At 63.5% G+C, this 26,360-nt stretch carries 19 protein-coding genes; 11 read left to right on the top strand and 8 right to left on the bottom strand.

Features of this window, described 5'->3' with window-relative positions; genetic code table 11:
* Positions 1 to 138 precede the first annotated feature (138 nt).
* The 8 genes from tssH to tssA form a co-directional block, all read right to left on the bottom strand.
* A complete protein-coding gene (gene tssH / locus ACQRBV_RS09760; RefSeq protein WP_060756659.1) occupies positions 139 to 2,796 on the bottom strand; it encodes a type VI secretion system ATPase TssH in 2,658 nt (885 codons plus the stop codon).
* A complete protein-coding gene (tssG, locus tag ACQRBV_RS09765; RefSeq protein WP_161548593.1) occupies positions 2,789 to 3,832 on the bottom strand; it encodes a type VI secretion system baseplate subunit TssG in 1,044 nt (347 codons plus the stop codon). Before tssG ends, tssH begins: the two co-directional genes overlap by 8 nt.
* Positions 3,796 to 5,655, bottom strand: a complete 1,860-nt coding sequence (gene tssF, locus ACQRBV_RS09770; protein ID WP_060756661.1) for a type VI secretion system baseplate subunit TssF — start codon at positions 5,653 to 5,655, stop codon at positions 3,796 to 3,798. Before tssF ends, tssG begins: the two co-directional genes overlap by 37 nt.
* Positions 5,652 to 6,167, bottom strand: a complete 516-nt coding sequence (gene tssE, locus ACQRBV_RS09775) for a type VI secretion system baseplate subunit TssE (RefSeq protein WP_411984913.1) — start codon at positions 6,165 to 6,167, stop codon at positions 5,652 to 5,654. Before tssE ends, tssF begins: the two co-directional genes overlap by 4 nt.
* Before the next feature lie 78 nt (positions 6,168 to 6,245).
* Positions 6,246 to 6,734: an Hcp family type VI secretion system effector gene (locus tag ACQRBV_RS09780; protein ID WP_060756662.1), complete on the bottom strand. Its 489-nt coding sequence runs from the start codon at positions 6,732 to 6,734 to the stop codon at positions 6,246 to 6,248.
* A 165-nt stretch (positions 6,735 to 6,899) separates the two neighbouring features.
* Complete coding sequence (tssC, locus tag ACQRBV_RS09785) at positions 6,900 to 8,399, bottom strand: type VI secretion system contractile sheath large subunit (RefSeq protein WP_060756663.1); 1,500 nt, start codon at positions 8,397 to 8,399, stop codon at positions 6,900 to 6,902.
* Between the two features lie 2 nt (positions 8,400 to 8,401).
* Complete coding sequence (tssB, locus tag ACQRBV_RS09790; RefSeq protein ID WP_003231688.1) at positions 8,402 to 8,908, bottom strand: type VI secretion system contractile sheath small subunit; 507 nt, start codon at positions 8,906 to 8,908, stop codon at positions 8,402 to 8,404.
* Positions 8,909 to 8,962: 54 nt separating this feature from the next.
* Positions 8,963 to 9,982, bottom strand: coding sequence for a type VI secretion system protein TssA (tssA, locus tag ACQRBV_RS09795; RefSeq protein WP_060756664.1), 1,020 nt, complete (start codon positions 9,980 to 9,982; stop codon positions 8,963 to 8,965).
* A 394-nt stretch (positions 9,983 to 10,376) separates the two neighbouring features.
* Between tssA and tagH the strand changes: the two genes are divergently transcribed.
* From tagH to ACQRBV_RS09850, 11 genes are read left to right on the top strand one after another with little or no spacing between them, the layout of a single operon-like run.
* Positions 10,377 to 11,699, top strand: coding sequence for a type VI secretion system-associated FHA domain protein TagH (tagH, locus tag ACQRBV_RS09800; protein WP_161548594.1), 1,323 nt, complete (start codon positions 10,377 to 10,379; stop codon positions 11,697 to 11,699).
* A 53-nt stretch (positions 11,700 to 11,752) separates the two neighbouring features.
* Positions 11,753 to 12,262: a type VI secretion system lipoprotein TssJ gene (tssJ, locus tag ACQRBV_RS09805; RefSeq protein WP_060756666.1), complete on the top strand. Its 510-nt coding sequence runs from the start codon at positions 11,753 to 11,755 to the stop codon at positions 12,260 to 12,262.
* Positions 12,263 to 12,280: 18 nt separating this feature from the next.
* The gene (gene tssK / locus ACQRBV_RS09810; protein ID WP_161548595.1) at positions 12,281 to 13,615 is read left to right on the top strand and encodes a type VI secretion system baseplate subunit TssK; all 1,335 of its coding nucleotides are present in this window, start codon (positions 12,281 to 12,283) and stop codon (positions 13,613 to 13,615) included.
* Positions 13,616 to 13,621: 6 nt separating this feature from the next.
* Entirely contained in the window at positions 13,622 to 14,911 is a 1,290-nt protein-coding gene (locus ACQRBV_RS09815; protein WP_090367939.1) for a DotU family type VI secretion system protein, read from the top strand.
* The gene (gene tssM / locus ACQRBV_RS09820; protein WP_060756669.1) at positions 14,908 to 18,408 is read left to right on the top strand and encodes a type VI secretion system membrane subunit TssM; all 3,501 of its coding nucleotides are present in this window, start codon (positions 14,908 to 14,910) and stop codon (positions 18,406 to 18,408) included. The genes ACQRBV_RS09815 and tssM overlap by 4 nt, the downstream gene beginning before the upstream one ends.
* Complete coding sequence (gene tagF, locus ACQRBV_RS09825) at positions 18,405 to 19,058, top strand: type VI secretion system-associated protein TagF (protein WP_090367944.1); 654 nt, start codon at positions 18,405 to 18,407, stop codon at positions 19,056 to 19,058. Before tssM ends, tagF begins: the two co-directional genes overlap by 4 nt.
* Positions 19,059 to 19,778, top strand: a complete 720-nt coding sequence (locus tag ACQRBV_RS09830) for a PP2C family protein-serine/threonine phosphatase (protein ID WP_090367946.1) — start codon at positions 19,059 to 19,061, stop codon at positions 19,776 to 19,778. It abuts the gene before it with no gap.
* On the top strand, positions 19,775 to 22,741 hold the full coding sequence (locus ACQRBV_RS09835) for a serine/threonine-protein kinase (protein ID WP_411984914.1): 2,967 nt from the start codon (positions 19,775 to 19,777) through the stop codon (positions 22,739 to 22,741). The genes ACQRBV_RS09830 and ACQRBV_RS09835 overlap by 4 nt, the downstream gene beginning before the upstream one ends.
* Entirely contained in the window at positions 22,741 to 23,445 is a 705-nt protein-coding gene (locus tag ACQRBV_RS09840; protein ID WP_090367950.1) for an ABC transporter ATP-binding protein, read from the top strand. The genes ACQRBV_RS09835 and ACQRBV_RS09840 overlap by 1 nt, the downstream gene beginning before the upstream one ends.
* On the top strand, positions 23,445 to 24,629 hold the full coding sequence (locus ACQRBV_RS09845; protein WP_411984915.1) for an ABC transporter permease: 1,185 nt from the start codon (positions 23,445 to 23,447) through the stop codon (positions 24,627 to 24,629). Before ACQRBV_RS09840 ends, ACQRBV_RS09845 begins: the two co-directional genes overlap by 1 nt.
* Positions 24,622 to 26,334, top strand: coding sequence for a formylglycine-generating enzyme family protein (locus ACQRBV_RS09850; protein ID WP_104995026.1), 1,713 nt, complete (start codon positions 24,622 to 24,624; stop codon positions 26,332 to 26,334). Before ACQRBV_RS09845 ends, ACQRBV_RS09850 begins: the two co-directional genes overlap by 8 nt.
* Positions 26,335 to 26,360: the final 26 nt, after the last annotated feature.

A 26,360-nucleotide genomic window follows, 5' to 3' on the forward strand; every position in this document is an offset into this window, starting at 1 on the left:
CCTTGATAACTGAAGAAACCGGTTCAACGGTGGGAGGCGGCTTGCTCCCGATAGCCGTGTGTCAGTTGATGCATAGGGGCCTGATGCACCGCTATCGGGAGCAAGCCCCCTCCCACCGTTTGATTGTGTTCCTTCAGGTCAATCGTTGAACTCGTAGTGCAATTCGTTATCCCGGCTGCTGATGCGCACACCCGCCAACGCCTTGCCTTCGAGCATGCGCGTGAGGAACTCACGGCTCATGTCCGGCAGCAAGCTGTTGGTGAGGATGGTGTCGATCATACGGCCACCGCTTTCGGTTTCGGTGCAGCGCGAGACGATCAGGTCGACCACCGCGTCGTCGTAGTCGAAGGCCACCTTGTGCGTACTTTCCACGCGTTTCTTGATGCGGTTGAGCTGCAGGCGGGTGATCGCCTTGAGCATCTCGTCGCTGAGCGGGTAGTACGGAATGGTCACCAGGCGACCCAGCAACGCCGGCGGGAAGATTTCCAGCAGCGGTTGGCGCAGGGCCTTGGCGATCTCTTCCGGCTCCGGCACGTTCGCCGGGTCTTTGCAAACGTGGGAGATCAGCTCGGTGCCGGCGTTGGTGGTCAACAGGATCAGGGTGTTCTTGAAGTCGATCACCCGGCCTTCACCGTCTTCCATCACGCCCTTGTCGAACACCTGGAAGAAGATCTCGTGCACGTCCGGGTGGGCTTTTTCCACCTCGTCCAGCAGCACCACGCTGTAGGGTTTGCGTCGCACCGCCTCGGTCAGCACGCCGCCTTCGCCGTAACCGATGTAGCCCGGTGGCGCGCCCTTGAGGGTGGATACGGTGTGGGCTTCCTGGAACTCGCTCATGTTGATGGTGATGACGTTCTGCTCGCCGCCGTACATGGCTTCGGCCAGGGCCAGGGCGGTTTCGGTCTTGCCCACGCCTGAGGTGCCGGCCAGCATGAACACGCCAATCGGCTTGCTCGGGTTGTCGAGGCCGGCGCGGGAGGTCTGGATGCGCTTGGCGATCATCTGCAGGGCGTGATCCTGGCCGATGATGCGCTTCTTCAGGTGCTGGTCGAGGTTGAGCACGGTCTCCAGCTCGTTGCGGGCCATGCGGCCCACCGGGATACCGGTCCAGTCGGCGACCACCGAGGCCACGGCCTGGTAATCCACGGTCGGCAGGATCAGCGGGGTTTCGCCTTGCAGGGCGCTGAGGCGCTGTTGCAGATCGACCAGCTGCGTGCGCAATTCATCGTTGCCGCTGTCCACCGCGCCAACCTTTTCACGCAGGGTGGCACGGGTGGCGAGCAACTCATCGACCAGTGCTTTCTCTTCGGCCCAGCGGCTCTCCAGCGTTGCAAGACGTTCACGCTCGGCACTCAATAGCGCTTCGGTGTTGCTTTGACGGGCCCCAATCGCAATGCCGATGGCATGCTCGCGGGCGATGATTTGCAGCTCGGTTTCCAGGGCTTCGATACGACGGCGGCTGTCGTCCACTTCAGCCGGCACCGCGTGCAGGCTGATGGCAACGCGGGCACAGGCGGTGTCCAGCAGGCTTACGGATTTATCCGGCAACTGGCGCGCCGGGATGTAGCGGTGGGACAGCTTCACCGAGGCTTCCAGGGCTTCGTCGAGGATCTGCACCTGGTGGTGCTGTTCCATGGTCGAGGCCACGCCGCGCATCATCAGCAGTGCCTTGTCTTCCGATGGCTCGGCCACTTGCACCACCTGGAAGCGGCGAGTCAGGGCCGGGTCTTTTTCAATGTGCTTCTTGTACTCGGCCCACGTGGTCGCGGCCACGGTGCGCAAGGTGCCACGGGCCAATGCCGGTTTGAGCAGGTTGGCGGCGTCGCCCGTGCCGGCGGCGCCACCAGCACCGACCAGGGTGTGAGCTTCGTCGATAAACAGGATGATCGGCTTGGGCGACGCCTGGACGTCTTCGATCACTTGGCGCAGGCGCTGCTCGAACTCGCCTTTCATGCTGGCGCCGGCTTGCAGCAGGCCCACATCGAGGCTGCGCAATTCCACATCCTTGAGCGCAGGCGGCACGTCACCGGCGACGATGCGCAGGGCGAAACCTTCGACCACGGCGGTTTTGCCCACACCGGCTTCACCGGTGAGAATCGGGTTGTTCTGGCGACGGCGCATCAGGATGTCGACCAGTTGGCGGATCTCTTCATCGCGGCCGACGATGGGGTCGAGCTTGCCGCTACGGGCCTGCTCGGTCAGGTCGACGGTAAAGCGCTTGAGGGCTTCCTGCTTGCCCATGGCACTTGGCGCCATGGCGCCGCTGGCTTCGCCCGGCACGGCGCCGGCGTTGAAACCGTCACTGGCGCTCAGGGCATTCTCCGGCGAGTCACCGACGTATTCATCAAAGCGCTCGCTCAGGGCCTCGGCCTTGATTTTGTCGAACTCGGAAGACAGACCCAGCAGCGCATGGCGCAGGCTCGGCGTCTTGAGGATGCCCAACACCAGGTAACCGGTGCGCACCTGGCTTTCGCCGAACATCAGGCTGCCGTAGACCCAACCGCGTTCCACGGCTTCTTCCACATGGGAGGACAGGTCGGTGATCGAGGTCGAGCCACGGGGCAAGCGGTCCAGCGCTTCAGTCAGGTCGCGGGCCAGGCGCGCCGGCTCCACGTTGAACTGGCGAATGATGCGGTGCAGGTCCGAGTCCTGCAGTTGCAGCAGTTGGTGAAACCAGTGGGCCAGTTCCACATACGGGTTGCCCCGCAGCTTGCAGAATACGGTGGCGGCTTCGATGGCCTTGTAGGCCACGCTGTTGAGTTTGCCGAACAATGCGGCGCGACTGATTTCACCCATGCTCTGGATTCCTTGAGGTGGTGGCCTGATCGGCGTAATGCCGGGCCAGGATTAGGTCGTTGGCGTCGTGCGCGGGTTGGCCGAGCCAGGTGTTGAAGCCCAGGCGGAACTGGCCATTAAGTTGCAGCGCCGGTACTTCAGGTTGTTGCAGAACCAGGTTCAAGTCCCAGTCCAGTTCATGACCCAGGTACTCGGCCACCCACGCGACCAGCTCATTGAATGACGGGTGGCCGGGCAGCATGCCCATGTAGTCATCGAGCTTGAGCGGCCCCAGGCGGATACGGAATTTGTGCTGGCGGTCCCAGACATGGCTGCCCAGGCAAAAGTCCACGCCCAACTGGTTGGCGCTGACACCCACGCGGCTGCGTTCAGGCAGTTCCAGCCATTGGCCGACGTACTCTTCGATCTCCACCGGGAGGCCGAAGTACTCGCTGAGGATCGCCTTTAAACCATCCGGGTAGCGGGTCTGCGCCGATAAGTGGCCGCTGTAATGCAGCTTCGCGGCGTCGGCAATCAGCCCCTGGTTGAGCAGGCTTGGCATGCCACGGCCACTCAGGGCGGCGAGGCGGGCGGACCAGTAGTCATCATCCGGGCGGTCATGGCTGACGGTGGGCCGCGCCTCGGCCCAGGCCCGGTAGAACAGGCTGAGCAAGCGATGGTGGAACACGTCCAGGAACTGCTTGCTGGTGCTGTCGGCGTTGTTGCGCTGGCGCTCGCGGACGTACTCGGTGATATGCAGCGGCAGCGGGCCATTGGGGCCGCCGAGGCCGAAGAAGAATTGCTCCAGGCGCGCCGGCTTGCCGTCACCACCGGGGTCGACCGAGGCCAGGGTGGCAGGGGCGAACGTGCAATCGGCCTGTTGCCCCAGGCGCAGTGGGTCATCCGCCAGGCGCAGGGAATGGCCCAGGCGCGGCAGGTCGGGCGATTCGCACTCGATACGCCGCAGCGCCTGGAAGAAATCGTATTCCCAGGGTTCCTGATGCATCGCATCCAGTGTGTTCACAGGGTCGGACGCCGCCCGGGCTTGGCTTTCCATCGCATGATCTCGCCGCGTTCGGTGGTACGGATCACCGTCTCGGTAAAACTGTTGATCGACACGTAGCGTGCCAGGAAGCGCTCCAGCACCGCACCGAGCAGGAACACCCCGGTGCCGCGAAACGCGTTTTCATCGAATTCCAGGGTGATCTCCAGGCCCCGGCCAAACACGATCGGGCCAGGCATCGGCAGGCGCCGGGTCACGGCTTTGCTGCTGACTTCACGCAGGCCCTCGATCTGCAATTGCAGGGCGGCGTCGTTGCTGTCGCCATACAGGCGCAGCAGTTCACGCAAGGCGCCCGCGCCCTGGCCCTGCTCGCTGAGCGACAGATAGTTGAGCGACAACTGGCTGATCAGGCGCCAGGCCTTGGCATCATGCGCATGGCTTGCCCGCGGGCGGCTCGGGCCGGCCACGCAACGCACGGCCAACACCGGCGCACTGTCGGCCAGGGTGAAATCGGTCTTGCCGTTGCCCACGCTCATGAACAACGGCAAATCGCGGTTGGTGCACAGCGCGGTCACGCCGAGTTGGCGCAGGTCGTGGCGGTAGGGCGCTTGCCGGCTGTCGACCAGGCTGACAAAGGTTTCGCTGCCCACATATGTGGAGCGCGGGCCGTTGCGACGCTGGTCGCTGGACAACACACGCGGCTCGCGGCGCACCATGTAATAGGCCAGGTCGCGGCCATAGCGCGAGGGGTCGCGCACCGCATAAAACGGCAGGAATGGCTGCTCCGGCCCAGTGCCGTGGCCGGTGATACCGCTGAGCGAATGAATCTCGAAATCCATCGGCCGGGTGCGGTCGGCGATCACATGGTGCTCGTTGACCCGGTCGGACAGGTGGATACGATCGAGGCGTTTGGGAAACAGGTTGATCGCCGGCGTGCAGAACGGCAGGAACTGCGCCGCGCCGACGCTGCCTTCCAGGCTCGGTTCATGCCGGTCGAACAGCACGATCAGCTCCAGTTCCTGGCCGTCGCAGCGCTTGATCGCACGGCGCAGTTCGGCAAATTCGACAAACAGGAAGCGATGGGGCAGCGCGAAGTATTCCTGCAACAGGCGATAGCCCTGGAAGGCGCGCGCCACCACCGGCATGGCGGCGTCGGCGTCGTCGAAGCCGCGTGAGCGCAGCGCGTCCTGGGGCAGGCGCTCGACCCAATCACCGCCAGGCTTGCGCGCAAACACCGCGCAGGCGTTGCCGAGCAGTTGCTCGTAAAGGCGGAACGGTTGCTCGTCGGCACCGCTGAGGTACAGCGGCAGGCTGTCCAGGTCGAGGCTGTTGAATGGCAACTCGGCGCCGGTGCGCAGGGTCAGGCGCAAACCCGCCTTGGCCTTCGGCTCGCTGGCGGCCAGGCGGCCAAGCACGGCGGCCGGGTTGCCGAAGTATTCCGCGTTGGCTACCTGCAACGGCCACAGCGTCACCGGGTGCGCGGTGCGGTACTCGCAGCAGGTCTGGGTTTCACGGCCCAATGCCGCACGCAACACCGTGTCGCGGGGCAGCGAAAAACCGCTGGCCAGGGAGCCTTCGTCGGGGTCGGTCTGCAGCTGCACCACGGTCATCGACGGGGTTGGCGCGAGGTAGTGCGGGTACGCGATTTCCAGCAGGTTGTGGGTGAAGGTCGGGTACTCGGCGTCGAGCTTGAGCTGCACGCGGGCCGTCAGGTAGGCAAAACCTTCAAGCAAGCGTTCGACGTACGGGTCGGCGCAGTCCATACCGGACAGGGTCAGCCGACTGGCGATCTTCGGGTATTCCTTGGCGAACTCGGCGGCGCTTTCGCGCACGTGATGCAGTTCCTGGTTATACAGCTCCAGCAGGCGCGGGTTCATGCTCGTCTCCGCTGGTCGGCGTTGACGACACGCACATGGCCGGATTCCAGGTCGAGGTCGGTTTGCAATAACAGGCGTAGAGGCACCGGCTGTGCCCACAGATCGCCTTCGATCTCGAAGCTCAACGCGTTGTGGTTCATCTCGCCCTGGCTGAGGCGGGCTTTGACGCGCAGGGTGTGGCGCAGGATGCGCGGCTCAAAGGTGGCAATGGCCTGGTAGATCAGGGCTTCCAGCGCTCTGATATCGACACTGGAGGCACTGTTTCCCGCCAATGCCGGCAGGCCGTAATTGACCACCGAAGTACCGGCTGGGGTGTGCAACGTGGCATCGGCATCGAGCAACGACGTGGTGTTGAGCAGCCACGCCAGGTCGCGCAGCACCGAGGCTTTCAATTGGGTCAGGGACAGCACGCGTTTGTCGGCGCTTTCCTTGGGGTTGGTCGGGTCGTCGTCGGTCAACCGGTCCAGCAGGGACGGTTGCAGACGGTCGCGGGAAGCGATTTCAGTTACCACCAAAGCAGCTCCACGGACGGGGTGTGAGGAGGACAAAGTTTCTGGGGCCGTGGCGCTGGGCCACGGCCACCAGAGCTATCAGCGCTTGGTGTTGGAACGGATGTTCCAGCCAAACTTGATCGCGCCGCCGTCTTTGGTGCCGTCGGCTTTCTGCGGCTGGTAGTCGACCATCACTTGGGCAAAGTTCAGGGTGACGTTCTCGGTCAGGCGGTCATCAGTGCCCGAACCGCCGGTGCTCAGGGACGTTACCAGCACTTCTTCCAGGTTGATCACCATGTACTCGACCTGGCTTTCACCACCGGCCTTGCGCACGGTCAGCTTGACCTTGTCGATGTGCTTGCCGCTGGCGCAGTGCATCATCAGGTTAGGCGACGCCTTGTCGACGTACTTGGTCAGCGACAGGTCCTGGATATTCACCTTGCCGGCGCCACCGCCACCGCCGACGTGCATGTTGCCGGACTGGGACATGCCCCAGCTCCAGTTCAGTACGTCGATTTCGTCCTTGTGGGCCTTGTCCATGGACTCGCCCTTGATGTCGCCGATCTTGATGAAAATATCAACAGCCATGTTTTCTCCCTGTGTGGCCCCTGCCACTGAATTTGGTTATGCCCCAGAAGGGGCAATGCTTTTGTGTGGGAGGGGGCTTGCTCCCGATGGCATCACCTCGGTCCGACTGAGAGACCGAGTTGCCTGCATCGGGAGCAAGCCCCCTCCCACAGAAGAGCGACTTACTTAAGCGCCTTTTGCCGAAGGCAGCTTCGATACCAGGCGCAACGACACGGTCAGCCCTTCGAGCTGGTAGTGCGGGCGCAGGTAGAACTTGGAGTTGTAGTAACCCGGGTTGCCTTCCACTTCTTCCACGATCACTTCAGCGGCAGCCAATGGGTGCTGGGCCTTGGTGGTTTCGGTGGAGTGGGCCGGGTCGCCGTCGACGTAGTTGAGGATCCAGTCCTGCAACCAGCGCTGCATCTCGTCCTTCTCTTTGAAGGAACCGATCTTGTCGCGCACGATGCACTTCAAGTAGTGAGCGAAACGGCAGGTGGCGAACAGGTACGGCAAGCGCGCAGCCAGGTTGGCGTTGGCGGTGGCGTCCGGGTCATCGTATTCGGCCGGTTTCTGCAACGACTGGGCACCGATGAAGGCGGCGAAGTCGGTGTTTTTCTTGTGCAGCAGTGGCATGAAACCGTTCTTCGCCAGTTCCGCTTCACGGCGGTCGCTGATGGCGATTTCGGTCGGGCACTTCATGTCCACACCACCGTCATCGGTAGGGAACGTGTGGGCCGGCAGGTTTTCCACTTCACCACCGGACTCCACGCCACGGATGCGCGAGCACCAGCCGTAGTGCTTGAACGAGCGGTTGATGTTCACGGCCATCGCGTAGGCGGCGTTGGCCCAGGTGTACTTGGAGCTGTCGGCGCCGTCGGTGTTTTCTTCGAAGGCGAAGGCTTCCACCGGGTCGGTCTTGGCGCCATACGGCAGGCGAGCCAGGAAGCGCGGCATGGTCAGGCCGATGTAGCGCGAGTCTTCCGATTCACGCAGCGAGCGCCAGCCGGCGTATTCCGGGGTGGTGAAGATCTTGGTCAGGTCGCGCGGGTTCGACAGTTCCTGCCACGAGCCCATGCCCATCACGGTCGGCGAAGCGGCAGCGATGAACGGGGAGTGCATGGCGGCGCAGACTTTCGACAGCTCGCCCAGCAGCTCCACGTCGGGTGGCGACTGATCGAAGTAGTAGTCGCCCACCAGGCAGCCGTACGGCTCACCGCCGAACTGGCCGTATTCTTCTTCGTACATCTTCTTGAAGATCGGGCTCTGGTCCCATGCGGTGCCCTTGAATTTCTTCAGGGTCTTGTGCAGTTCGGGCTTGGAGATGTTGAGCACGCGAATCTTGAGCTGCTCATCGCTCTCGGTGTTGTTGACGAGGTAATGCAGGCCACGCCAGGCGCTTTCCAGCTGCTGGAAATCCTGGTGATGAATGATCTGGTTGACCTGGGCGGTGAGCTTGGCGTCGATGGCCGCGATGATCGATTCGATCGACTTGATCGCGTCATTGGACACCAGGTCGGTTTGCGCCAGGGCCTGTTCGGCCAGGGTGCGCACTGCGGTTTCCACGGCTTCGCGGGCACGCTCGGTCTTTGGCTTGAATTCCTGCAGCAGCAGGTTGGCGAACTCGCTGGCTTCTTCGGTCTGGGTGCCGAGGATCTGGCTGCCTTCGCGGGCGGTATTGTCGGTCATGATTACTGGTCCCCTGCAGGCTTAGGCGCGCTGGCAAGTGCCTGAAGCAGTGCCGGGTCCTTGATTGCCTTCATGATGATTTCTTCAGCGCCGGTCTTGCCGTCCATGTAGGTCAGCAGGTTGGCCAGCTGGGTGCGGGCTTCGAGCAGCTGGTTCAGCGAATCGACCTTGCGCGCCACGGCGGCCGGGCTGAAGTCGTCCATGCTCTCGAAGGTGATGTCCAGGCTCAGGTTGCCTTCGCCGGTCAGTTCGTTGGGGACGTGGAAGGCCACGCGCGGTTGCATGGCCTTGAGGCGCGAGTCGAAGTTGTCGACGTCCACTTCAAGGAATTTGCGGTCGGCCACGGCGGCGAGCGGCTCGGCAGGTTTGCCGGCGAGGTCGGCCATCACACCCATTACGAAGGGCAGTTGGACCTTCTTCTCGGCGCCGTAGAGCTCGACGTCGTACTCGATCTGCACTCGAGGCGCACGGTTGCGCGCAATGAATTTCTGAGAACTTTGCTTCGCCACGTTGCTGCTCCTGGTCGCTTGAGCGACGGTGTTGTTACTGCATAGCCCGGTGGCTTACTCGCTGTCCGGGCCGCGCAGGTTTTCAAATTGGGACATGCCGTCGGGAATCAGATTGCGCACGATGGCCGCGAAGTCGGCGTGCACCAGGTTCTTGGCCCGATTCAACAGCACCGGCAGCGGGCTCGAAGGCTCATGCCGGGTGTAGTACGCAAGGATCTTGTCGAGGCTGCGCAGCACGTCGTCGCGGCTGGCGATATCGCCAGCCGGGCGCACTGCCACAGGCGCAGCGGCGAAGTCGACCGAGGGGGCATTGTCGTCACTGACGGCCTCGGGTTCGCCACTGTTGTCGGTGCCTGGCACCGCTTGATTGAGTATCTGCAGCGCCTGCTTGAGCGGTTGCTTCAAGGCGCTCAAGTCCACGCCCCGGGCGGAACCGACCTGGTCATTGACCTGCTCCTCGATGGCCTCACACGCCGCACGCGCTGCGCTCAAGGCGTCACGGGTGGCTTGCAGGTGCTCGGGGTCGCTGTCGAGGAACGCGGCGTGGAGTTGCTGGGCACCGAGCTGCTCGTCGGCAAAAATCTGCAAGCCGCTGGCATTGAGCGCCGCCCGCAGGCTGACCGGGCCGAAGGTGCGCGAGCGGGTGAGGATGCTTTCGCGCAGCAGGCGGATGGTCGTGTCACCGGTCAGGCCGGACAGGGCGTTGACGCGCACGGTGGGGTCGTTATCGTCGTCGGCATCCAGGCGTGGGTGCAGGTCGACCCAATAGTCGCGCAGCAAGGCGTTGATCAATGAAAGGACTTCAGCCAACCCGGCCACGCCTTGCAGGGCAAGGGTGCTTTGCAGCAGAAAATGGGTGATGCGCAGGTCTTTGCTGCGTTGCAGCAAATCGAGGCTTTGCTGCTGGATGCTGCGCCATTCCGGCGGTTCGGCGGGCAGGATCGAGTCGCCCATGCTGCGCTCGGGTTGGCCCTTGGCATCACGCTCCAGCTGGAGAAATTGCGCGTCATATTCCATGTCTTCGCCACAGGGCGAAGTCGGGGAAACGGCGGCGAGCAGCAACGGCACATCCACTGAGTTTGATCTCCTTATCAGCCCGATAGATGGCGGGCAATGCATGCATTAGTTGTCTGAGGAACTTTGCATGTTTTCTTGGTCATATAGTCAGAGTGCCACTACTGTGACATCAGTGATGTTCAAGAAGTTGTGCATTTTTGGTGTAGTACTTATGCCTTGTCAAGGTAAGCTATTCGTCCTCTGTGACAGATGTGCGGTGTTTAACAACCTGCGCGACTGGTGGGTCGAACGGCGCCCGCCAAGCAGGATTTTTGTCATGCAAGCCAGCTAAGATCAGCGATCTTGCGGGTTTAGGTAGATTCAGGGTCATTTTGTGTGACCTGGCGGGCATGTCCCGGGAAGCGTAGCCCCGGGAATCGACCGCGCGCGATGTAATCAGCAAGGAGGCAAGATGTCGCTGTGTTTGACTATCACTAGTTATCACAAGATTACCCCTGGGCAGTGCTCGGAAAAGTCCATGGACCAGGGCGTGATGGCTATTGGCCGCAGTTCGGATAATGACTGGGTCTTGCCTGATCCGGAGCGTCTCGTCTCTTCACAGCATTGCGTTATTCAATACAAAGATGGCCGTTATTATTTAACCGATAACAGTACAAACGGGGTGGAGTTGGTTCGCGCCGGTATCCGCATGCGCCGTGGCAATAGCGAGCCGCTGCAAGATGGTGAACTGATCCGCATCGGCGACTACGAGATCCAGGCGCGTATCGATTTCAACGTGCAAGCCGTTGATAGCCAGCCGTTTGCCGGTAATTCGCCGAACAGCTTCGAGGCGTTGATGGGCGCCGTGGCAAAGCCACCAACGCCGACCCCGGTGATCGCGCCGCAGTTCCAGGGCGCCTCGGCAATGGACACCTTGCCGGACCTGTTCGACTTCCTCAGCCCCACTGCTGTGCCGCCGCCGACCGTGGCGGATCATGTGCCGCCCGAGCAGCACGACTTCCGCCCGCCGACGCCGGTGGCGGTGGAAAAACCCGTGGTCGCAGGCTCGCTGATTCCCGATGACTGGGACCTGTTTGCCGATACCCCGGCACCGGTCGTTCCGGTTGCACCGCCACCGCCGGTCGCCCCGGTGATTCAGCCGCCGCCCGTGGTCGAGTCGGTACGCCCCGTGGCCGAGCCCCAGCAATCCCCCGACTTGTTGCAAGCGTTCCTGCGTGGCGCCGGGCTGGAGCAGTTGCGTCTGGACAAGGCCGATGCCTGCGCCCAGATGGAAAACATCGGCCGCAGCTACCGCCTGATGGTCGAGGGCCTGATCGATGTATTGCGTGCCCGCGCCAGCCTCAAAGGCGAGTTCCGCATGCAGCAGACCATGATCCGGCCCGCCGAGAACAACCCGTTGAAATTCGCGCCGAATGCCGACGAAGCCTTGCTGCTGCTGCTTCGCCACGGCAACCAGGCGTTTATGGCACCGGACGCGGCCGTGCGCGACAGTTTCGATGACCTGCGTGCTCACCAACTGGCCGTGATGGCCGGCGTGGAGGCCGCGATCAAGCACCTGCTCACCCGCTTTGAACCCTCGCAGTTGGAGGAACGCATGGGCAAACCCGGCGGCTTATCGAGCCTGTTCAACGGTTCGCGCCAGGCGCAGTACTGGCAGCAGTTCACTGAGCTTTACAGCAATATTTCCCGCGAGGCCCAGGAAGATTTCCAGGACCTGTTCGGCCGCGAATTCAGCCGAGCCTACGAAGAACACAGCGCACGACAGCGGCGCTGAACACGCAGTACACGGATTTAACGGATAGCTAAGAACGTCATTGAGGACGCAGGATGATTCCCAGGTTTTTACTCGCAGCCGCTACTGTGCTGCTGCTGACGGCGTGTGCCAAGGACGCGGCCAAGCCCGAAGTGGCGGGCGAAACTGAAGCGGACACCGCCGCGGTCGAGTTGCACTTTCATGCCATTGCCGGGCTCAACCCGGGCGCCAACGGCCAGGCCGCACCCGTGCGTGTGCGCATCTTCGAGCTGAAAAATGCCGCTACCTTCGGGCGCTCCGACTACTTCGCCCTGGCGGATCGCGCGCAATCGACCCTCGGCCTGGACCTGCTGGACCAGGATGAAGTGATGGTGCAACCCGGCCAGCAACTGAGCATCCAGCGCGACCTCGACCCTGCCACGCGCCAGATCGGCTTGCTGGTGGGCTATCGCGAGCTGGACCGTGCGCAATGGCGCACGGTGATCAACGTGCCACCGCGCCAATACACCGAATATCAGATCAGCCTCGATGTACGCGCCGTACGTGCCGATGTCGTGGTTACCCCATCCAGCCCTGCCCAATAAGAAACCCTCGGAGCCCCCATGTCCTGGAACAATCGCGTGGTCTGGTCGGAAGGCATGTTCATCGGAACGCAGCACTTCCAGCAGCATGACCGTTACCTGGAGAACCTGATCGACGCCCGCAGCCGCCCGTTGTCTGCCGGTGCCTGGGGCTTTTCCGAGTTGCTGATCGACCAGGGGCTGCTGGCCCAGGGCAAGCTGGCGATCGTTTCGGCGCGCGGCCTGTTGCCGGATGGCACGCCGTTCAATATCCCTCAGGACGACCTCGCGCCGAGCCCGTTGAATATCGACGACAACCTGCGCGACGGCCTGGTGTACCTGGCCTTGCCGCTCAAGCGCGCCGGTGCCCGCGATACCGTGGAAGCGGGCGAAGCCCTGGAAGCTGCGCGGTATGTCAGCCAGGTGCGCGAAGTGCGCGATGACAATGCCCCGTTCGAGAACCGTGCGCCCGTGGCTGTCGGCTCGCGCGCCCTGCGCCTGCTGACGGCCCAGGATGGCATCAGTGATTACGCCGCCGTGGGCCTTGTGCGCATCAAGGAAAAACGCGCCGACCGCGCACTGGTGCTGGATGACACTTACATCCCGCCGGTGCTCGACGTCGCCGCGAGCAAACCGTTGACGGCCTTTCGCAGTGAACTGCTCGGCCTGCTGCACCAGCGCGGCGAAGCCCTGGCTGGCCGCGTGGTCGCCTCGGGGGCCGGTGGCGCGTCGGAGATTGCCGACTTCATGCTGCTGCAATTGGTCAACCGCGCCCAGCCGCTGCTCCAGCATTTCAGCCAGTTGAGCCCGCTGCACCCGGAGCGCTTCTTCAGTGAACTGGTGAGCCTGGCCGGCGAGTTCTCGACCTTTTCGACCTCGGGCCGGCGCCCTCAGGAATACCCGCAATACCAGCATGACGACCTGGCGCTGAGCTTCGCCCCGGTCATGCAGGCGCTGCGTGAAGCGCTGTCGATGCTGATCGACAGCAAGGCCACGCCGATCCCGATTGTCGAAAAAGCCTATGGCATCCACGTGGCCATGCTTGCCGACAAAACCCTGCTCGAGAGCGCCAGCTTCATCCTGGTGGTGCGCGCCGACGTGCCTGGCGAAACCCTGCGGGCGCGCTTCGGCCAACAGAGCAAGGTCGGCTCGGTGGAGCACATCCGTGACATGGTCAACCTGCAACTGCCGGGCATCGGCCTGCTGCCGTTGCCGGTGGCGCCACGGCAGATCCCGTATCACGCAGGCAGTACCTATTACGAGTTGGACCGGGGCAGCGAGCACTGGCAGCAACTGCACAACTCCGGCGGATTTGCCTTCCATATCGCCGGGCAGTTCCCGGGCTTGAACCTGGCCTTCTGGGCGATTCGAGGATAATTCGCGATGCATCCCAATGATGATGACCGCACCCAGTTCATGCCGCGCCCGGGTGGCCGGGCGCCAGAACCTGCGCGTGCAGAACCGGCCCCGCTGTCGATGCCGGCCGCGCCGATGCTCACCGGCAAAAGCCAGGGCCTGAATCCGCTGGAAAGCGCCGCCGGCCCGTTGTTGGCGTTGCTCACACGCCTGCGCAACACCATCGCCCATCCGGCGCCGGCCAGCCTGCGCGCGCAGCTGCTGGCATATTTGCGCCAGTTCGAAGAGCGTGCTGAAGCCGCCGGCATCCCGCGTAACGAAGTGCTGCTGGCCCGTTACGCGCTATGCACCGCCCTGGATGAAGCCGTGCTGAGCACGCCGTGGGGCAGCACCAGCGACTGGGGCAAGCAGAGCCTGTTGATCACGGTGCACAACGAAGCCTGGGGCGGTGAAAAAGTCTTCCAACTGCTCGACCACTGCCTGCAAAGCCCACGGGAACGCTTGTACCTGCTGGAGTTGTTGTACCTGTGCATGTGCCTGGGTTTCGAAGGCCGTTACCGTGTGATGAACGACGGGCGCAGCCAGTTGGACGCCCTGCGTGAGCGCACGGCGGCGGCGATTCGCAGTGCCCGTGGTGAACACGAGCGCGAGCTGTCGCCGCACTGGCGCGGTGTGACGGTGGCGCGTGATCGCCTGGCGCAATTCATGCCGCCGTGGATCGCCGTGGCCATCGGCCTGGCGCTGCTGCTGGCGCTGTTGTTCGGCTTGCGCCTGAAACTGGCGTCGGATGCCGAGCCGGTGTTCAAGAATATCCATGCCTTGGGAGAGATCCCGGTGCAGTCGATCGACCGTCCGGTGGCGCAACCCAAAATCATCGAACGCCCACGCCTGGCCGGCTTCCTGGTGGAAGACATCAAGGCCGGTCGTGTTGCGGTGGAAGATGCGGTCGACCGTTCCGTGGTGACCATTCGTGGTGATGAACTGTTCGCCTCGGCCAGTTCCAGCATCGTCGATGACTACCAGCCACTGATGCTGCGCATTGCCGACGCCATCCGCAAAGTCAAAGGCCAGGTGCGTGTCACCGGGCACAGCGACAACCGCCCGATTGCCACGCTGCGTTTCCCGTCCAACTGGGCGTTGTCCGAAGCGCGGGCCAAGTCGGTGCTGGAGATCCTGGCGGCCAAGACCGGCCAGGCCGAGCGCTTCAGCGCCGAGGGCAGAAGCGACACCGAGCCGGTGGCTACCAATGCCACCGCCGAAGGCCGTGCCCGTAATCGTCGGGTTGAAATCACCGTATTGGCGGAGGGCGTCGAGTGAAGGCGTTTTTCAGTTTCATGATTCGCTGGGTGATCCCGGTACTGGGCCTGATCGCCCTGAGCCTGATCATCTGGTTTGTCGGGCCGCTGCTCGATCTGTTGATGCCGGAAGGGCGCCGCTGGGCGCTGATTATCCTGGTGTTTGCGGTGTGGATCGCCTACCGCGTGTTCCGCATTATCCAGGCGCGTCGACAGGCCGCCGAAGTGATGCGCAGCCTGGCGGCGCAAACCCCGGTCGACCCCAACAGTGTCGCCACCGCCGAAGAACTCAGCACCCTGCGCCAGCGCATGGACGAGGCCCTGGCGCTGCTGAAGAAAGCCAAGCTCGGTGGTGATGAGCGGCGCAACCTCTACGAATTGCCGTGGTACGTGATCATCGGCCCGCCGGGTTCGGGCAAGACCACCGCGCTGGTCAACTCCGGGCTGCATTTCCCGCTGGCGGCCCAATTGGGCGCCGGGGCCGTGCGCGGTGTCGGCGGTACGCGCAACTGCGACTGGTGGTTTACCGACCAGGCCGTGCTGCTCGATACCGCTGGCCGCTACACCACTCAAGACAGCAACTCCACGGTCGATAAAGCCGCGTGGCTGGGTTTCCTCGACCTGCTGAAAAAGCAACGCTCACGCCGCCCGATCGACGGTGCGTTCATTGCGATCAGCCTGTCGGATCTGTTGCTCGGGACTGAAGCCGAGCGCGCTGCCCACGCGGCGGCGATTCGCTTGCGTATCCAGGAGCTGTATACCCAGCTGGGCGTGCGTTTCCCCATCTACCTGATGCTGACCAAGCTCGACTTGGTGCCCGGCTTCATGGAGTTCTTCGACAACCTGAGCAAGGAAGACCGCGCCCAGGTATGGGGCATGACCTTTGCCCTGGACGACGGCAAGCACAGCGACGGCCCGCTGGCGCATCTGCAAAGCGAATTCGCAGGGCTGGAACAACGCCTCAACGAGCGCCTGGTGGAACGCCTGCAACAGGAACGCGACCCGGCGCGACGCGACCTGATCTACGGCTTCCCGCAGCAGTTCGGGGCCTTGAAGGACTGCCTGCAAAGCTTCCTCGACGGTGTGTTCAAACCCAATGCCTTCGAAGAACGTGTGCTGCTGCGCGGCGTGTACTTCACCAGCGGTACTCAGGAAGGCAGCCCGATTGATCGCCTGATCGGCGCCATGGCCCAGAGCATGAACCTGGATCGCCAGCACCTGGCCCGCCAGAGCGGCACCGGGCGCAGTTACTTCATCGAAAAACTGTTCAGCGCCGTGGCGTTTGCCGAACGTGGGCTGGTCGGGGTGAACCCGAAGGTCGAACGTCGGCGCAAGTGGATTGCACGCGGCGTCCTGGCGGCCACCGTGGCCTTGGTGGTGGTGGTCAGCAGTTTGTGGTGGGTGAGTTATCGCGCCAACCAGGCGTATATCGCCCAGGTCGACCAGAAGGTTGCGCCACTGGGCCAGGCGGTGCAGAACCTGAGCCCGGCCCAGCGTGAAGTGCTCGCCGTGCTGCCGTTGCTCAACGCCACGAAAAACCTTGCCGGCGATCCGCCTGGCTGGGCCGAAGGCTTGGGCCTGTACCAGGGCGATATGCTCGAAGCCGAATCCGGCAGCGTGTACCGCAAACTGCTGATCGCGGTGTTCGCGCCGCGCCTGGTGACGCGTATCGAAGAGCAACTGCGCGGCGGTGGCAACTCCGACTTCCTGTACGAAGGGCTCAAGGCTTACCTGATGCTCGCCGACAGCGAGCACTACGACCCGGACTTCATCAAAGCCTGGATCGCCCTGGATTGGGATCGCAACCTGCCCCGCGATTTGCCGGCCGACCAGCGCCAGGCCTTGAGTGGGCATTTGCAGGCCCTGTTTGACCGCCATCCACCGAATGCGCGCCTCGATCCGCGGCTGATCGACGACCTGCGTCGCCAGTTGCAACAGCTGCCGGTGGCCCAACGTGTGTACGACCGGGTCAAGCGCCAGAAATTGCCCGACGGCATCCCGGACTTTCGCATCAATGAAGCCGCCGGCCGCGATGCCGCACTGGTCTTCAGTCGCAAGAGCGGCAAGCCGCTGGGTGAGCCACTCAGTGGTTTCTTCACCGCCAAGGGCTACCGCCAGGCGTTTTTGCTGAGCAGCCTGAACCAGACCGGCACGCTCGCCGAAGAGCAATGGGTGCTGGGCCGCGAGCAGGCCGATCAACAGAACGTGGTGAGCCTGGCCGGTGACGTGCGCCGCCTGTATTTCCAGGACTACCAGCGCCAATGGGACGCGCTGTTGGCAGACATCGACTTCGTACCGATCACCAGCGTGGCCCAGGCGGCCGATGTGCTGCGGGTGATTTCCGGGCCGACCTCACCGCTGAAAAAACTGTTGGTGGCGGTGGCCAAGGAAACCGACCTGCAAGCCGAGGAACGCCAGCTGGCGGCCAAAGGCGTGCCGGTGGAAGGTGGCGTCGACAAGCTCAAGGAACGCCTGGGCAGCTTGCTCGGCCAGGAGCAACAGGCGGCCAGCCAGCCGCAGGTGGCGGACGATCCGGTGACCGCACACTTTGCCGAACTCAACGGCATCGTCAGCAAGAATGAAGGCGAGCCGGCGGCCATCGACGGCCTGCTCGCGGACATGAATGCGCTGTATGTGCAGGTCAGCGCCATGGTCGGCGCCAGTGGCGATGCCTTGCTCGGCGAAGCGAAGAACCAGGCGGCGGCTGCGGCCACGCGGGTCAGCCTGAATGCCGAGCGCCAGCCACCCTTGGTGCAGGGCATGGTCAAGTCGGTGGTCAACTCCACCACCAACAGCATGATGGGCGGGGTGCGCAACCAACTGAACGCGGCCTGGGTCAGCGAAGTGGTCAACGTGTATCGCCAGTCCCTGGCCGGGCGCTACCCGATGTCGCCGGGCAGTGCGCGGGACGCGACCCTGGATGACTTTGGCCAGTTTTTCGGCGTGGGCGGGGTCATGGACAACTACTTCCGCAAGTACCTGCAGCCGTATGTGGACACCTCCACCCCAACCTGGCGCTGGCAGCCGGGCGCGGCACAAAAGCTCGGGATCGCGCCGGGTGTGCTGCAGACTTTCCAGCGCGCGGCGGCCATTCGTGATGCGTTCTTCCGCGCCGGGGGCACCCAGCCCATCGTACGGTTCGAACTCAAGCCGGTGTCGATGGACCCGACCATCACCCAGTTCCTGCTCGACCTCGATGGCCAGCAATTGAGCTATGACCACGGCCCCAGCCGCCCGGTTGCGATGCAATGGCCGAACCCCGGCAGCATTGGCGTGGTGCGTATTTCGATCATGCCGCCGTCGGCCAGTGGGCGCTCCGGTGTGACCCTGGATGGGCCGTGGGCCTGGTTCCGCCTGCTGGAGCAGTCGGACCTCACGGCCGGTAACTCGCCGGATCGCTTCAACCTGCGCCTGCGGGTCGACGGCGCAAGCATTGCCTACGAGTTACGCGCCAACAGCGCCTTCAACCCGTTCAAGAGCCGCGTGCTCAGCGGTTTCAGCCTGCCGGAGCGGTTATGACCACGCTGGGTTTCTACGGCAAGTTGGCCAGCCGCGGTGACTTCGTCAGCCGCGCCTTGCCCCAGAGTTTTATCGGCCCGTGGGACAGCTGGTTGGCGGCAGGTTTGCTCGCCAGCCAAAACAGCCTGGGCGGCGAATGGCTCAACGTGTACCTGGTCAGCCCGTTGTGGCGCTTTGTGCTGGCGCCGGGCGTGTGCGGGCCGGATGCGGCGGCGGGCGTGGTGATGCCGAGTATCGATCGGGTCGGGCGGTATTTTCCGTTGGCGGTGGTGACCCTGCTGGACCAGGACACCAATCCTGCGTCACTCGTGGGGGGGCCGGATACCTGGTTTGAGCAGGCCGAAGAGCTGTTGCTCAGTACCCTGGACGCCGATGCCACGTTCGAAAGCTTCAACGCTGGCGTCGACAAGCTGGGCCTTCCAGCCAGCGAGCTGCGAGTGGTCGACAGTCGTTTCGCCGGTTTGCAACGGATGAACGCCACGCTGCCTCACGACCGGATGACCGCGCTGGCCGAACAAGCCTGCGCCGGTGCCAGCCTCTGGTGGGGCCGCGGCTCGCAACGTATTTCCCCTGGTTTATTGCGGTGTCAGGGCTTGCCTGCCGCCGACGATTTTGCGCAGTTTTTGCTCGGACAAGAAGGTGTGGTGTAGATGGGGTCGACGTTCAAATCCGCGAGCAAAAGCCATGTGGGCATGGTGCGCCAGGTCAATGAAGACGCCTGCCTGGACCTGCCGGAAAACCGCCTGTGGGTGGTGGCCGACGGCATGGGCGGGCATGCGGCGGGTGACTATGTCAGCAGCCTGATTGTCGACAGTCTGCGTCAGGTGCCGGTAGGGCGCTCCCTCGATGAATACTCGGCGGCGCTGCGTAATGACCTGATCCGCATCAATGCGATCGTGCGTGAAGAAACCGCCAACCGTGGCGTGACCATGATGGGCAGCACCGTGGTGGTGCTGGCCGCGCGCGGCTTGCGCGGGGTGTGCCTGTGGGCCGGTGACAGTCGCCTCTACCGTCTGCGCGACGGTGCGTTGGAAAGTATTTCCCGCGACCACAGCTACGTGCAGGACCTGCAAGACAGCGGCCTGCTCAGCGAAGCCGACGCCCGCGTGCATCCACGCGCCAATATCGTCACCCGTGCGGTGGGGGTGGAAGCCCAGCTGGAGGTGGCCGTCGTCGACCTGCTGATCGCCCCCGGTGACAGCTACCTGCTGTGCAGCGACGGTCTGAACAAGACCGTCGAAGATCATGAGATCCGCGAGGTGCTGGGGCATGACGCGCCGGATGAAATCGTGCGCAGCCTGGTGCACCTGGGGCTTAACCGGGGTGCACCGGACAACATCACCACCATTGTCGTGAAGGTGTCGCCATGAACATCGTGATCCCGGGCTATGACATCGAAGGCGAGATCGGTGAAGGCGCCATGGCCAGCGTGTACCTGGCGACCCAACGCTCGCTGGAACGCAAGGTGGCGTTGAAGGTGATGGCGGCGGCACTGGCGGCCGACCCGACCTTCTGCGAGCGTTTCCTGCGCGAGGGCAAGACCCTGGCGCGGCTGTCGCACCCGCACACCGTGACCATCCATGACATCGGCAACGTCGGTGAGCTGTATTACATGGCCATGGAATACCTGCCCAATGGCACGCTCAAGGAGCGCATTGCCGCCGGCCTGACGCCGGAGCAAGGGGTGACGCTGATCCGCCAGATCGCCTCGGCGTTGGGCTATGCGCATGCCCAGGGCCTGGTCCACCGTGACGTCAAGCCTGCCAACATCCTGTTCCGCGCCGATGGCACGGCGGTGTTGTCGGACTTCGGCATCGCCAAGTCCCTGGATGATCGTACCCAGTTCACCCAAGCCGGGTTTGCCGTGGGCACGCCCAGCTACATGAGCCCGGAGCAGGCGCGGGGCCAGGAAATTGATGGTCGCGCCGACCTGTATGCGCTCGGTGTGGTGCTCTATGAAATCCTTGTCGGCAAGCTGCCGTACAACGGCACCGATGCGCTTTCCACGGCGCTGGCGCACCTGACCGAGCCGTTGCCGGAACTGCCGGTGCACCATGGCCGTTATCAAGGTGTGCTGCGCAAGTTGTTGGCCAAGGACCCGGCAGATCGTTTCCCCGATGCGGCGGCGTTGCTGCTGGCGCTCGATCAACTGCCGGCGGACTCGTTGGAAGCCACTCTGGTGCGGCCGTTGCCGGTCCCGATGAGCTTTGATCTGGGCGGCATCACCCCTGAATCCATTGAGATTCCGAGCGCACCGCCTGAGCCTGTGCGCCAACCGGTGGTGCCACCGGCGGCGTCCCAGCATAACGAGCAGCGTCGCGGGCCGGTATTGGCGTTGGCGGCGGTGGCCGTGGCGGTGGCGCTGGCCATCGGCGGCGCCAGTTATTGGTGGTTGAGCGGCACTGATAAGCCTGCCGCGCCGCCGGCCGCCGTCGTTCCCAAAACGCCGCCGCCTGAGTTGAAACCTGTGGTCGCTGACGCGGATGGCGGTCAGCACCCCTTGCTGATGGCGGGCAAAAAGACCTTGTTCCAGCGCGTGCTCAGCAAGCCCGGCGCCAAGCTTTCCAGCGATGCCGGGGCTGCGCCCGGCAAAGCCTTGCCGGCGTTCTCCGTGCTGTATGTGTACCAACGCAAAGAGGTCGATGGCAGCCCGTGGGTACGCGTCGGCGCCGCTACCGATGGTCGCAGTGACGGTTGGTTGCCCGCCGCCCAGGTCAGCGATTGGAAGCAGAGCCTGGTGCTCAAGTTTACCGAGCGCTCGGGCCGGGCACCGGTGATGTTCCTGCGCCAGCCCGGCGAAGTGGAAAAGTTGCTGGCCGACCCCGCAGCGGCCAAAAACGTCTTGGCCAAGGCGCAGAAAAACAGCGAAGACAATCAGCAAGTGCTGGCGCTCGAGCCGACCGCCAGCGCCGTGCCGCAGAACCAGTTTTACCTGTTGCCGATCTTCGACTCCAAAGAGAGCTTCGACGAAAATGGCCAGCCGGTGCAGTTGCTCAATGTGGCGTCCATCGATCCTGGCAGCAGCGTTGCCAAGCCGGCTGTACCTTCGGTCAGTGCCGATGCGTTCCGTACCGCTGTGGTGCTGGTGGTCGACACCACCGTGTCGATGCAGCCCTACATCGACCAGGTGCGTGACGTGGTGCATGAGTTGCAAACCCGTATCGCCGAACGCGGTGAGCTGGACAGCGTCAGCTTCGGCCTGGTGGGTTTTCGCAACAGCATCAAGAAAACCCCGGGCCTGGAATACGTGGCCAAGACCTTGATCACCCTGGATCAAGGTCGCGACCCGCAGCGCTTTCTCGACATGGCGCGGCAAGTCAAAGCGTCCACGGTGTCCAGCCATTCGTTCAACGAAGACGCTTTTGCTGGGGTGATGCAGGCCGTGGATGGCATGGATTGGTCCGGCTATGGCGGGCGCATTATCCTGCTGGTCACTGACGCCGGCGCGTTGCGCAAGAACGATCCGTTCGCCGCCACCCAGATGAACGAAGCCGAAGTGCGCCAGGCCGCATTGGGTAAGCAGATCAAGATCTACGCGCTGCACCTGCGTACCGATGCCGGCAAGAAAACCCACGCCGGTGCCGAGAGCCAGTACCGCATCCTCACGGCTGACGCCAACCCGCAGATCGGCGACCTGTACACGCCAGTGCCGGGCGGCGATGTGCGCAAACTGGGCGAGCGCGTCGATGAGATCGGCACGGTGTTCGCCAACCTCGTCCATCAAGTGCGCAGCAACACACCGCAGGCGGTGCCGTTGCTGAGCAGCGCGCCGAGCCTGGCGGACAAATCCGCCGCCGTCGGCTATGCCATGCACATGGATTTCCTCGGACGCAAAACCGCCAGCCAGGCACCGCAACTGGTCAGCGCCTGGACCGCTGACCGCGACCTGACCAACCCGGCGCTGCCGGCGTTCCAGGTGTGCGTGATGCTGACCAAGTTGCAGCTCAACGATTTGCAGCAGTCGCTGAAACTGATCGTCGACGCGGCGCGCAAAACCCAAAGCTCACCCAAGGACTTCTTCCAGGAAATCGCCAGTGCCTCGGCCTACATGAGCCGCGACCCGCAGGCGTTGCGCAAGGGCGGCAACCTGGCCGATGGCGGCCTCCTCGGCGAATACCTGGAAGGCCTGCCGTACCGCAGCAAGTCGCTGAACATGACCCAGGACTTGTGGTTGTCGTTGAGCGTGGCCGAGCAGGAAGACTTTATCGACGAGCTGGATTCGAAAATCCGCCTTTACGAAACCTTCCACAATGACCTGGCCAACTGGGTCCGTTTCGGCGATGCCGAGCCGGGCGATGCGTTGTACCGCGTGCCGTTGTCGACGTTGCCGTAATGCTGAACCTGAGCGCGATGCATAAGAGCCGGGGCGTGGGTAGCCAGCGTTACAGCCTGGTGATCCCGGCGCTGCACCTGCGCGCGGGTGAGCAACTGGCGATCGTCGGGCCCAGCGGTTGTGGCAAGAGCACCTTGCTGGATCTATTGGCGTTGGTGCTGGCGCCGGATCAGGTGGGGCAGTTCGAGTTCAATCAGCAGGACATCGGCGGGCTGTGGCGAGCGGATCGGCAATCGACGTTGGCCCAGTTGCGCAGCAGGCATCTGGGCTACGTGCTGCAAACCGGCGGGCTGTTGGGATTTCTCGATGTGCGCGGCAATATCGCCTTGTCGCGCAAACTGCTCGGTTTGCCGGATGACGGCAGCGTGACACGGCTGGCCGCGCAGTTGGAGATCAGTGACCAGTTGGCCAAGAAACCCGCTGCATTGTCGGTAGGCCAGCGTCAGCGCGTCAGTTGTGCACGCGCCCTGGCCCACGGGCCGCAACTGGTGTTGGCGGATGAGCCGACCGCGTCGCTGGACCCACTGAATGCCGAACGGGTCATGCAGGCGCTGCTGGCGCAGGCTCGCGAACACCGTGCCGCCTGCGTGATTGCCACCCATGACGAACCCTTGGCCCGTGCCAGTGGTTTGCAGGTGCGGCGCATCAGTTGCCGTCGCGACACGGATGGCGGCGTCACCGCCACCCTCGGGGAGGCTTGTTGATGCGCATCGGTTTGGTGGCGTCCCTGGCCTGGCAGGATTACCGCAACGATGCCTGGCTGTCGGCCTGCTCAGTGTTGGCGTTGGTGGCGGTGATCGCGCCGTTGCTGGTGTTATTTGGCTTGAAATTTGGACTGGTTGGCAGTTTGACCGAACGTTTGGAGACCGACCCCGCTACCCGTGAAATTATTCCGTTGGGCGGTGGTCGATTCAGCGCTGCGTTTGTCGAGCAACTGGGGCAACGTAGCGACGTGGCGTTTGCCGTGCCGCGCACGCGGCAGATTGCAGCGACGGCTCAGGTCGGCACGCTGACCCTGGAAATGCTGCCGACCGCGCCGGGTGACCCGTTGCTGGCCGGTTTGCCGATGCCCAAGGGCATGGACCAGATCGTGCTGAGCCACACCGCCGCCGAAAAGCTTGCGGCACGCCCCGGCGATTGGCTGGACACCCGTTTTGCGCGGCAAGTGGCTGGGCGTGTCGAAGCCCGGGGCATGCGTGTGCAGGTGCTGGCAGTGCTGCCGTTGGAGGCGTTTGCCCGTGATGGGCTGTTTGCCGACCTGGCCCTGCTGGAAGCAGCCGAAGATTATCGCGACGGCCGTGCGGTGCCGGCGCTGGGGTGGGAAGGTGAAGCGGTCGGTGCGAATGAGCAGCGGGTGTACCCGGCATTTCGCCTGTACGCACGCCGTCTCAGCGATGTAGAAGTGTTACGTGTGTATTTCGCCGGACAGAACCTGTTGGTATCGACCCAGGCGAACACTATCGCGCAGGTGCAGTCGTTGAGCCGCAACCTGTCGATCGTATTCTGGATCATCGCCGGTTTGGCCTTGGCGGGCGCGTTCGCGGCGATCTTCGCCGGGGCCTTGGCGGCCGTGGCGCGCAAGCGCCGGGAATTGTCGGTGTTACGCCTGTTGGGCTTTTCCACCGGTGGGCTGTTGTGGTTTGTGGTGGTGCAGGCGTTGTACAGCGCAGGTGCTGCCGCCGTGCTCAGTGCCGGGTTGTATGGCCTGGCCGAGGCGGGGTTGAATAAGCTATTTGTGCAGGTTCCGGGCGAATACGCCAGCCACCTGCTGGCGCGTCATTACGGCCTGGCCCTGGTTGCAGTCCTCGGCGTCAGCGCCGTGGCGGCGGCCTGTGGTGGTTGGCGTGTGGCGCGGATCCAGGCTTCTGAAGGAATCAGAGATGTATAAGTTACTGGGTGCCTGTGTGGTGCTGAGCCTGGCCTCGCTGGCCTGGGCTGATGAGGCGAGCGACAAGCTCGACAATCCAAAACCGCTGCCGGACGACGTGAGCCTGCCGCTGCCGTGCGAAGGCAACATGGTGTTCCGCTACGCCTACGTACTGGCCCAAGGCACACTGGATGATCGCGAAATCAGTCTCGGCTACCCCTTCGCCGAAGGCGAGGCGGGTTACCAGCAATCGTTCATTTCCGGCTACCGGCGCGACTTCATCAACGGCCAGTTCACCCTCAAGGATCTGCCCAAGGATTGGAACAACGTCATTGCGCCCTTGATGCCGAAGACCGACGCCAAGACCCCACTCAAGCCCATGTTGTACTTCATCGGCAAGTACGAAGTGACCGCCCGCCAATACGCTGCGGTGATGGCCCAGGCGCAGTCCCTGGCCAGCGGCGAGCCGGCGCCGGCCTGCGACATTCCCACCGGCATGGCGGCGCGGCTGCCCAAGGTGAAGCTGTCACGCTTTGAAGCCGAACGCTTCTCGGCGGTGTACAGCGCCTGGTTGATGAAATACCACCGTGATTTGCTGCCGGTCAGCGGTCGCGGCTCTTCGGCGGAAGACGGTGGCCTGGGGTTTGTGCGCCTGCCCACCGAAGTGGAATGGGAATACGCCGCACGCGGCGGGCAGGCGGTGAGCCGCCAGGAGTTGGAGGGGCGCTTGTTCCCTCGGCGTGTCGAAGGCCATGAAGGCGAAGGCCCGCTGGCGGATTACGCGGTGTTCAACCAGGTGGCCGGCGGCACCGGCCAGGCTGCACGCCTGATGCCCATCGGCACCAAGTTGCCCAACCCGATCGGCCTGTTCGATGTGATCGGCAACGCTGCGGAGATGGTCCAGGAGTCCTTCCAGTTGGTGCACGCCGGGCGACGCCAGGGCACCTACGGCGGCTTTGTGGTCAAGGGCGGCAATTACCTCGAAGGCGAGGGCACGCTGTTTACCGGTATGCGCCGTGAGTACCCGCTGTTCGCCGCCGACGGTACCGAGCAAAGCAATGAGACCACCGGTTTCCGTGTGGCGATCGGCGCGCTGTCGGCGCCGCGTTCGCGCTACAAGGAGCTGTTTGCCCAATGGCAGAAAGAAGGGCGCCTGGCCGCACTGACCGATGCCATCGACGAAGCCCAGGACCCGACCAAACGCCTGGACACCATCATTGCCGCCAGTGTCGACCCCAAGCTGCAAGCCGAGCTGGGGCTGGTCAACGAAGAGCTCAAGCGCAACGTCTCGCTGATCGCCCAGCAACGCGAAGAGGCGGCGGGCAACCTGATTCAGTCCGCTGCGTTGGTGGCCGAGACCATCAGCAACTACAACATCCGCCTGATCAACCTGCAGAAGAGTCGCGATCAGGCGGTGGCCAACAAGGACGAAGCCAGTGCGACGCTGTTCGCTACGGCCATCGACAATGGCCGCAGCGCCCTCGACGGCGCGGTGGCGATCTATATCGACAACCTGGCCACCGGCACGCGCTATACCGATGCGGTGATCCAGGCTCAGTTTCAACGGATCAAGGAAGAGTTGGATCGCAAACCTGTGCTCGGCAAGAGCTTGGTGACGCGCGCGACACTGTTCGTTCGCCATGTCGGCAACTACCGCAAGCAACAGCGGGCCGACCCGGCAACGATCTTGAAGGAACTGCTCGCAGCGAGCGGTCAGCGGTCTTGACCGTTGGTTGTGCGGCGAGCTTGGAA

The sequence above is a fragment of the Pseudomonas sp. R11F genome (assembly GCF_050312575.1).
Taxonomy (GTDB): Bacteria; Pseudomonadota; Gammaproteobacteria; order Pseudomonadales; family Pseudomonadaceae; genus Aquipseudomonas; species Aquipseudomonas palleroniana.

What these genes read in the sequence shown, in the direction of transcription:
- tagH (WP_161548594.1), top strand. Translation starts at nt 10,377, where the DNA reads ATGTCGCTGTGTTTGACTATCACTAGTTATCACAAGATTACCCCTGGG.
- ACQRBV_RS09830 (WP_090367946.1), top strand. Translation starts at nt 19,059, where the DNA reads ATGGGGTCGACGTTCAAATCCGCGAGCAAAAGCCATGTGGGCATGGTG.
- tssH (WP_060756659.1), bottom strand. Translation starts at nt 2,796, where the DNA reads ATGGGTGAAATCAGTCGCGCCGCATTGTTCGGCAAACTCAACAGCGTG.
- tssF (WP_060756661.1), bottom strand. Translation starts at nt 5,655, where the DNA reads ATGAACCCGCGCCTGCTGGAGCTGTATAACCAGGAACTGCATCACGTG.
- tssJ (WP_060756666.1), top strand. Translation starts at nt 11,753, where the DNA reads ATGATTCCCAGGTTTTTACTCGCAGCCGCTACTGTGCTGCTGCTGACG.
- ACQRBV_RS09780 (WP_060756662.1), bottom strand. Translation starts at nt 6,734, where the DNA reads ATGGCTGTTGATATTTTCATCAAGATCGGCGACATCAAGGGCGAGTCC.
- ACQRBV_RS09840 (WP_090367950.1), top strand. Translation starts at nt 22,741, where the DNA reads ATGCTGAACCTGAGCGCGATGCATAAGAGCCGGGGCGTGGGTAGCCAG.
- tagF (WP_090367944.1), top strand. Translation starts at nt 18,405, where the DNA reads ATGACCACGCTGGGTTTCTACGGCAAGTTGGCCAGCCGCGGTGACTTC.
- ACQRBV_RS09815 (WP_090367939.1), top strand. Translation starts at nt 13,622, where the DNA reads ATGCATCCCAATGATGATGACCGCACCCAGTTCATGCCGCGCCCGGGT.
- tssK (WP_161548595.1), top strand. Translation starts at nt 12,281, where the DNA reads ATGTCCTGGAACAATCGCGTGGTCTGGTCGGAAGGCATGTTCATCGGA.
- tssC (WP_060756663.1), bottom strand. Translation starts at nt 8,399, where the DNA reads ATGACCGACAATACCGCCCGCGAAGGCAGCCAGATCCTCGGCACCCAG.
- ACQRBV_RS09845 (WP_411984915.1), top strand. Translation starts at nt 23,445, where the DNA reads ATGCGCATCGGTTTGGTGGCGTCCCTGGCCTGGCAGGATTACCGCAAC.
- ACQRBV_RS09850 (WP_104995026.1), top strand. Translation starts at nt 24,622, where the DNA reads ATGTATAAGTTACTGGGTGCCTGTGTGGTGCTGAGCCTGGCCTCGCTG.
- ACQRBV_RS09835 (WP_411984914.1), top strand. Translation starts at nt 19,775, where the DNA reads ATGAACATCGTGATCCCGGGCTATGACATCGAAGGCGAGATCGGTGAA.
- tssG (WP_161548593.1), bottom strand. Translation starts at nt 3,832, where the DNA reads ATGGAAAGCCAAGCCCGGGCGGCGTCCGACCCTGTGAACACACTGGAT.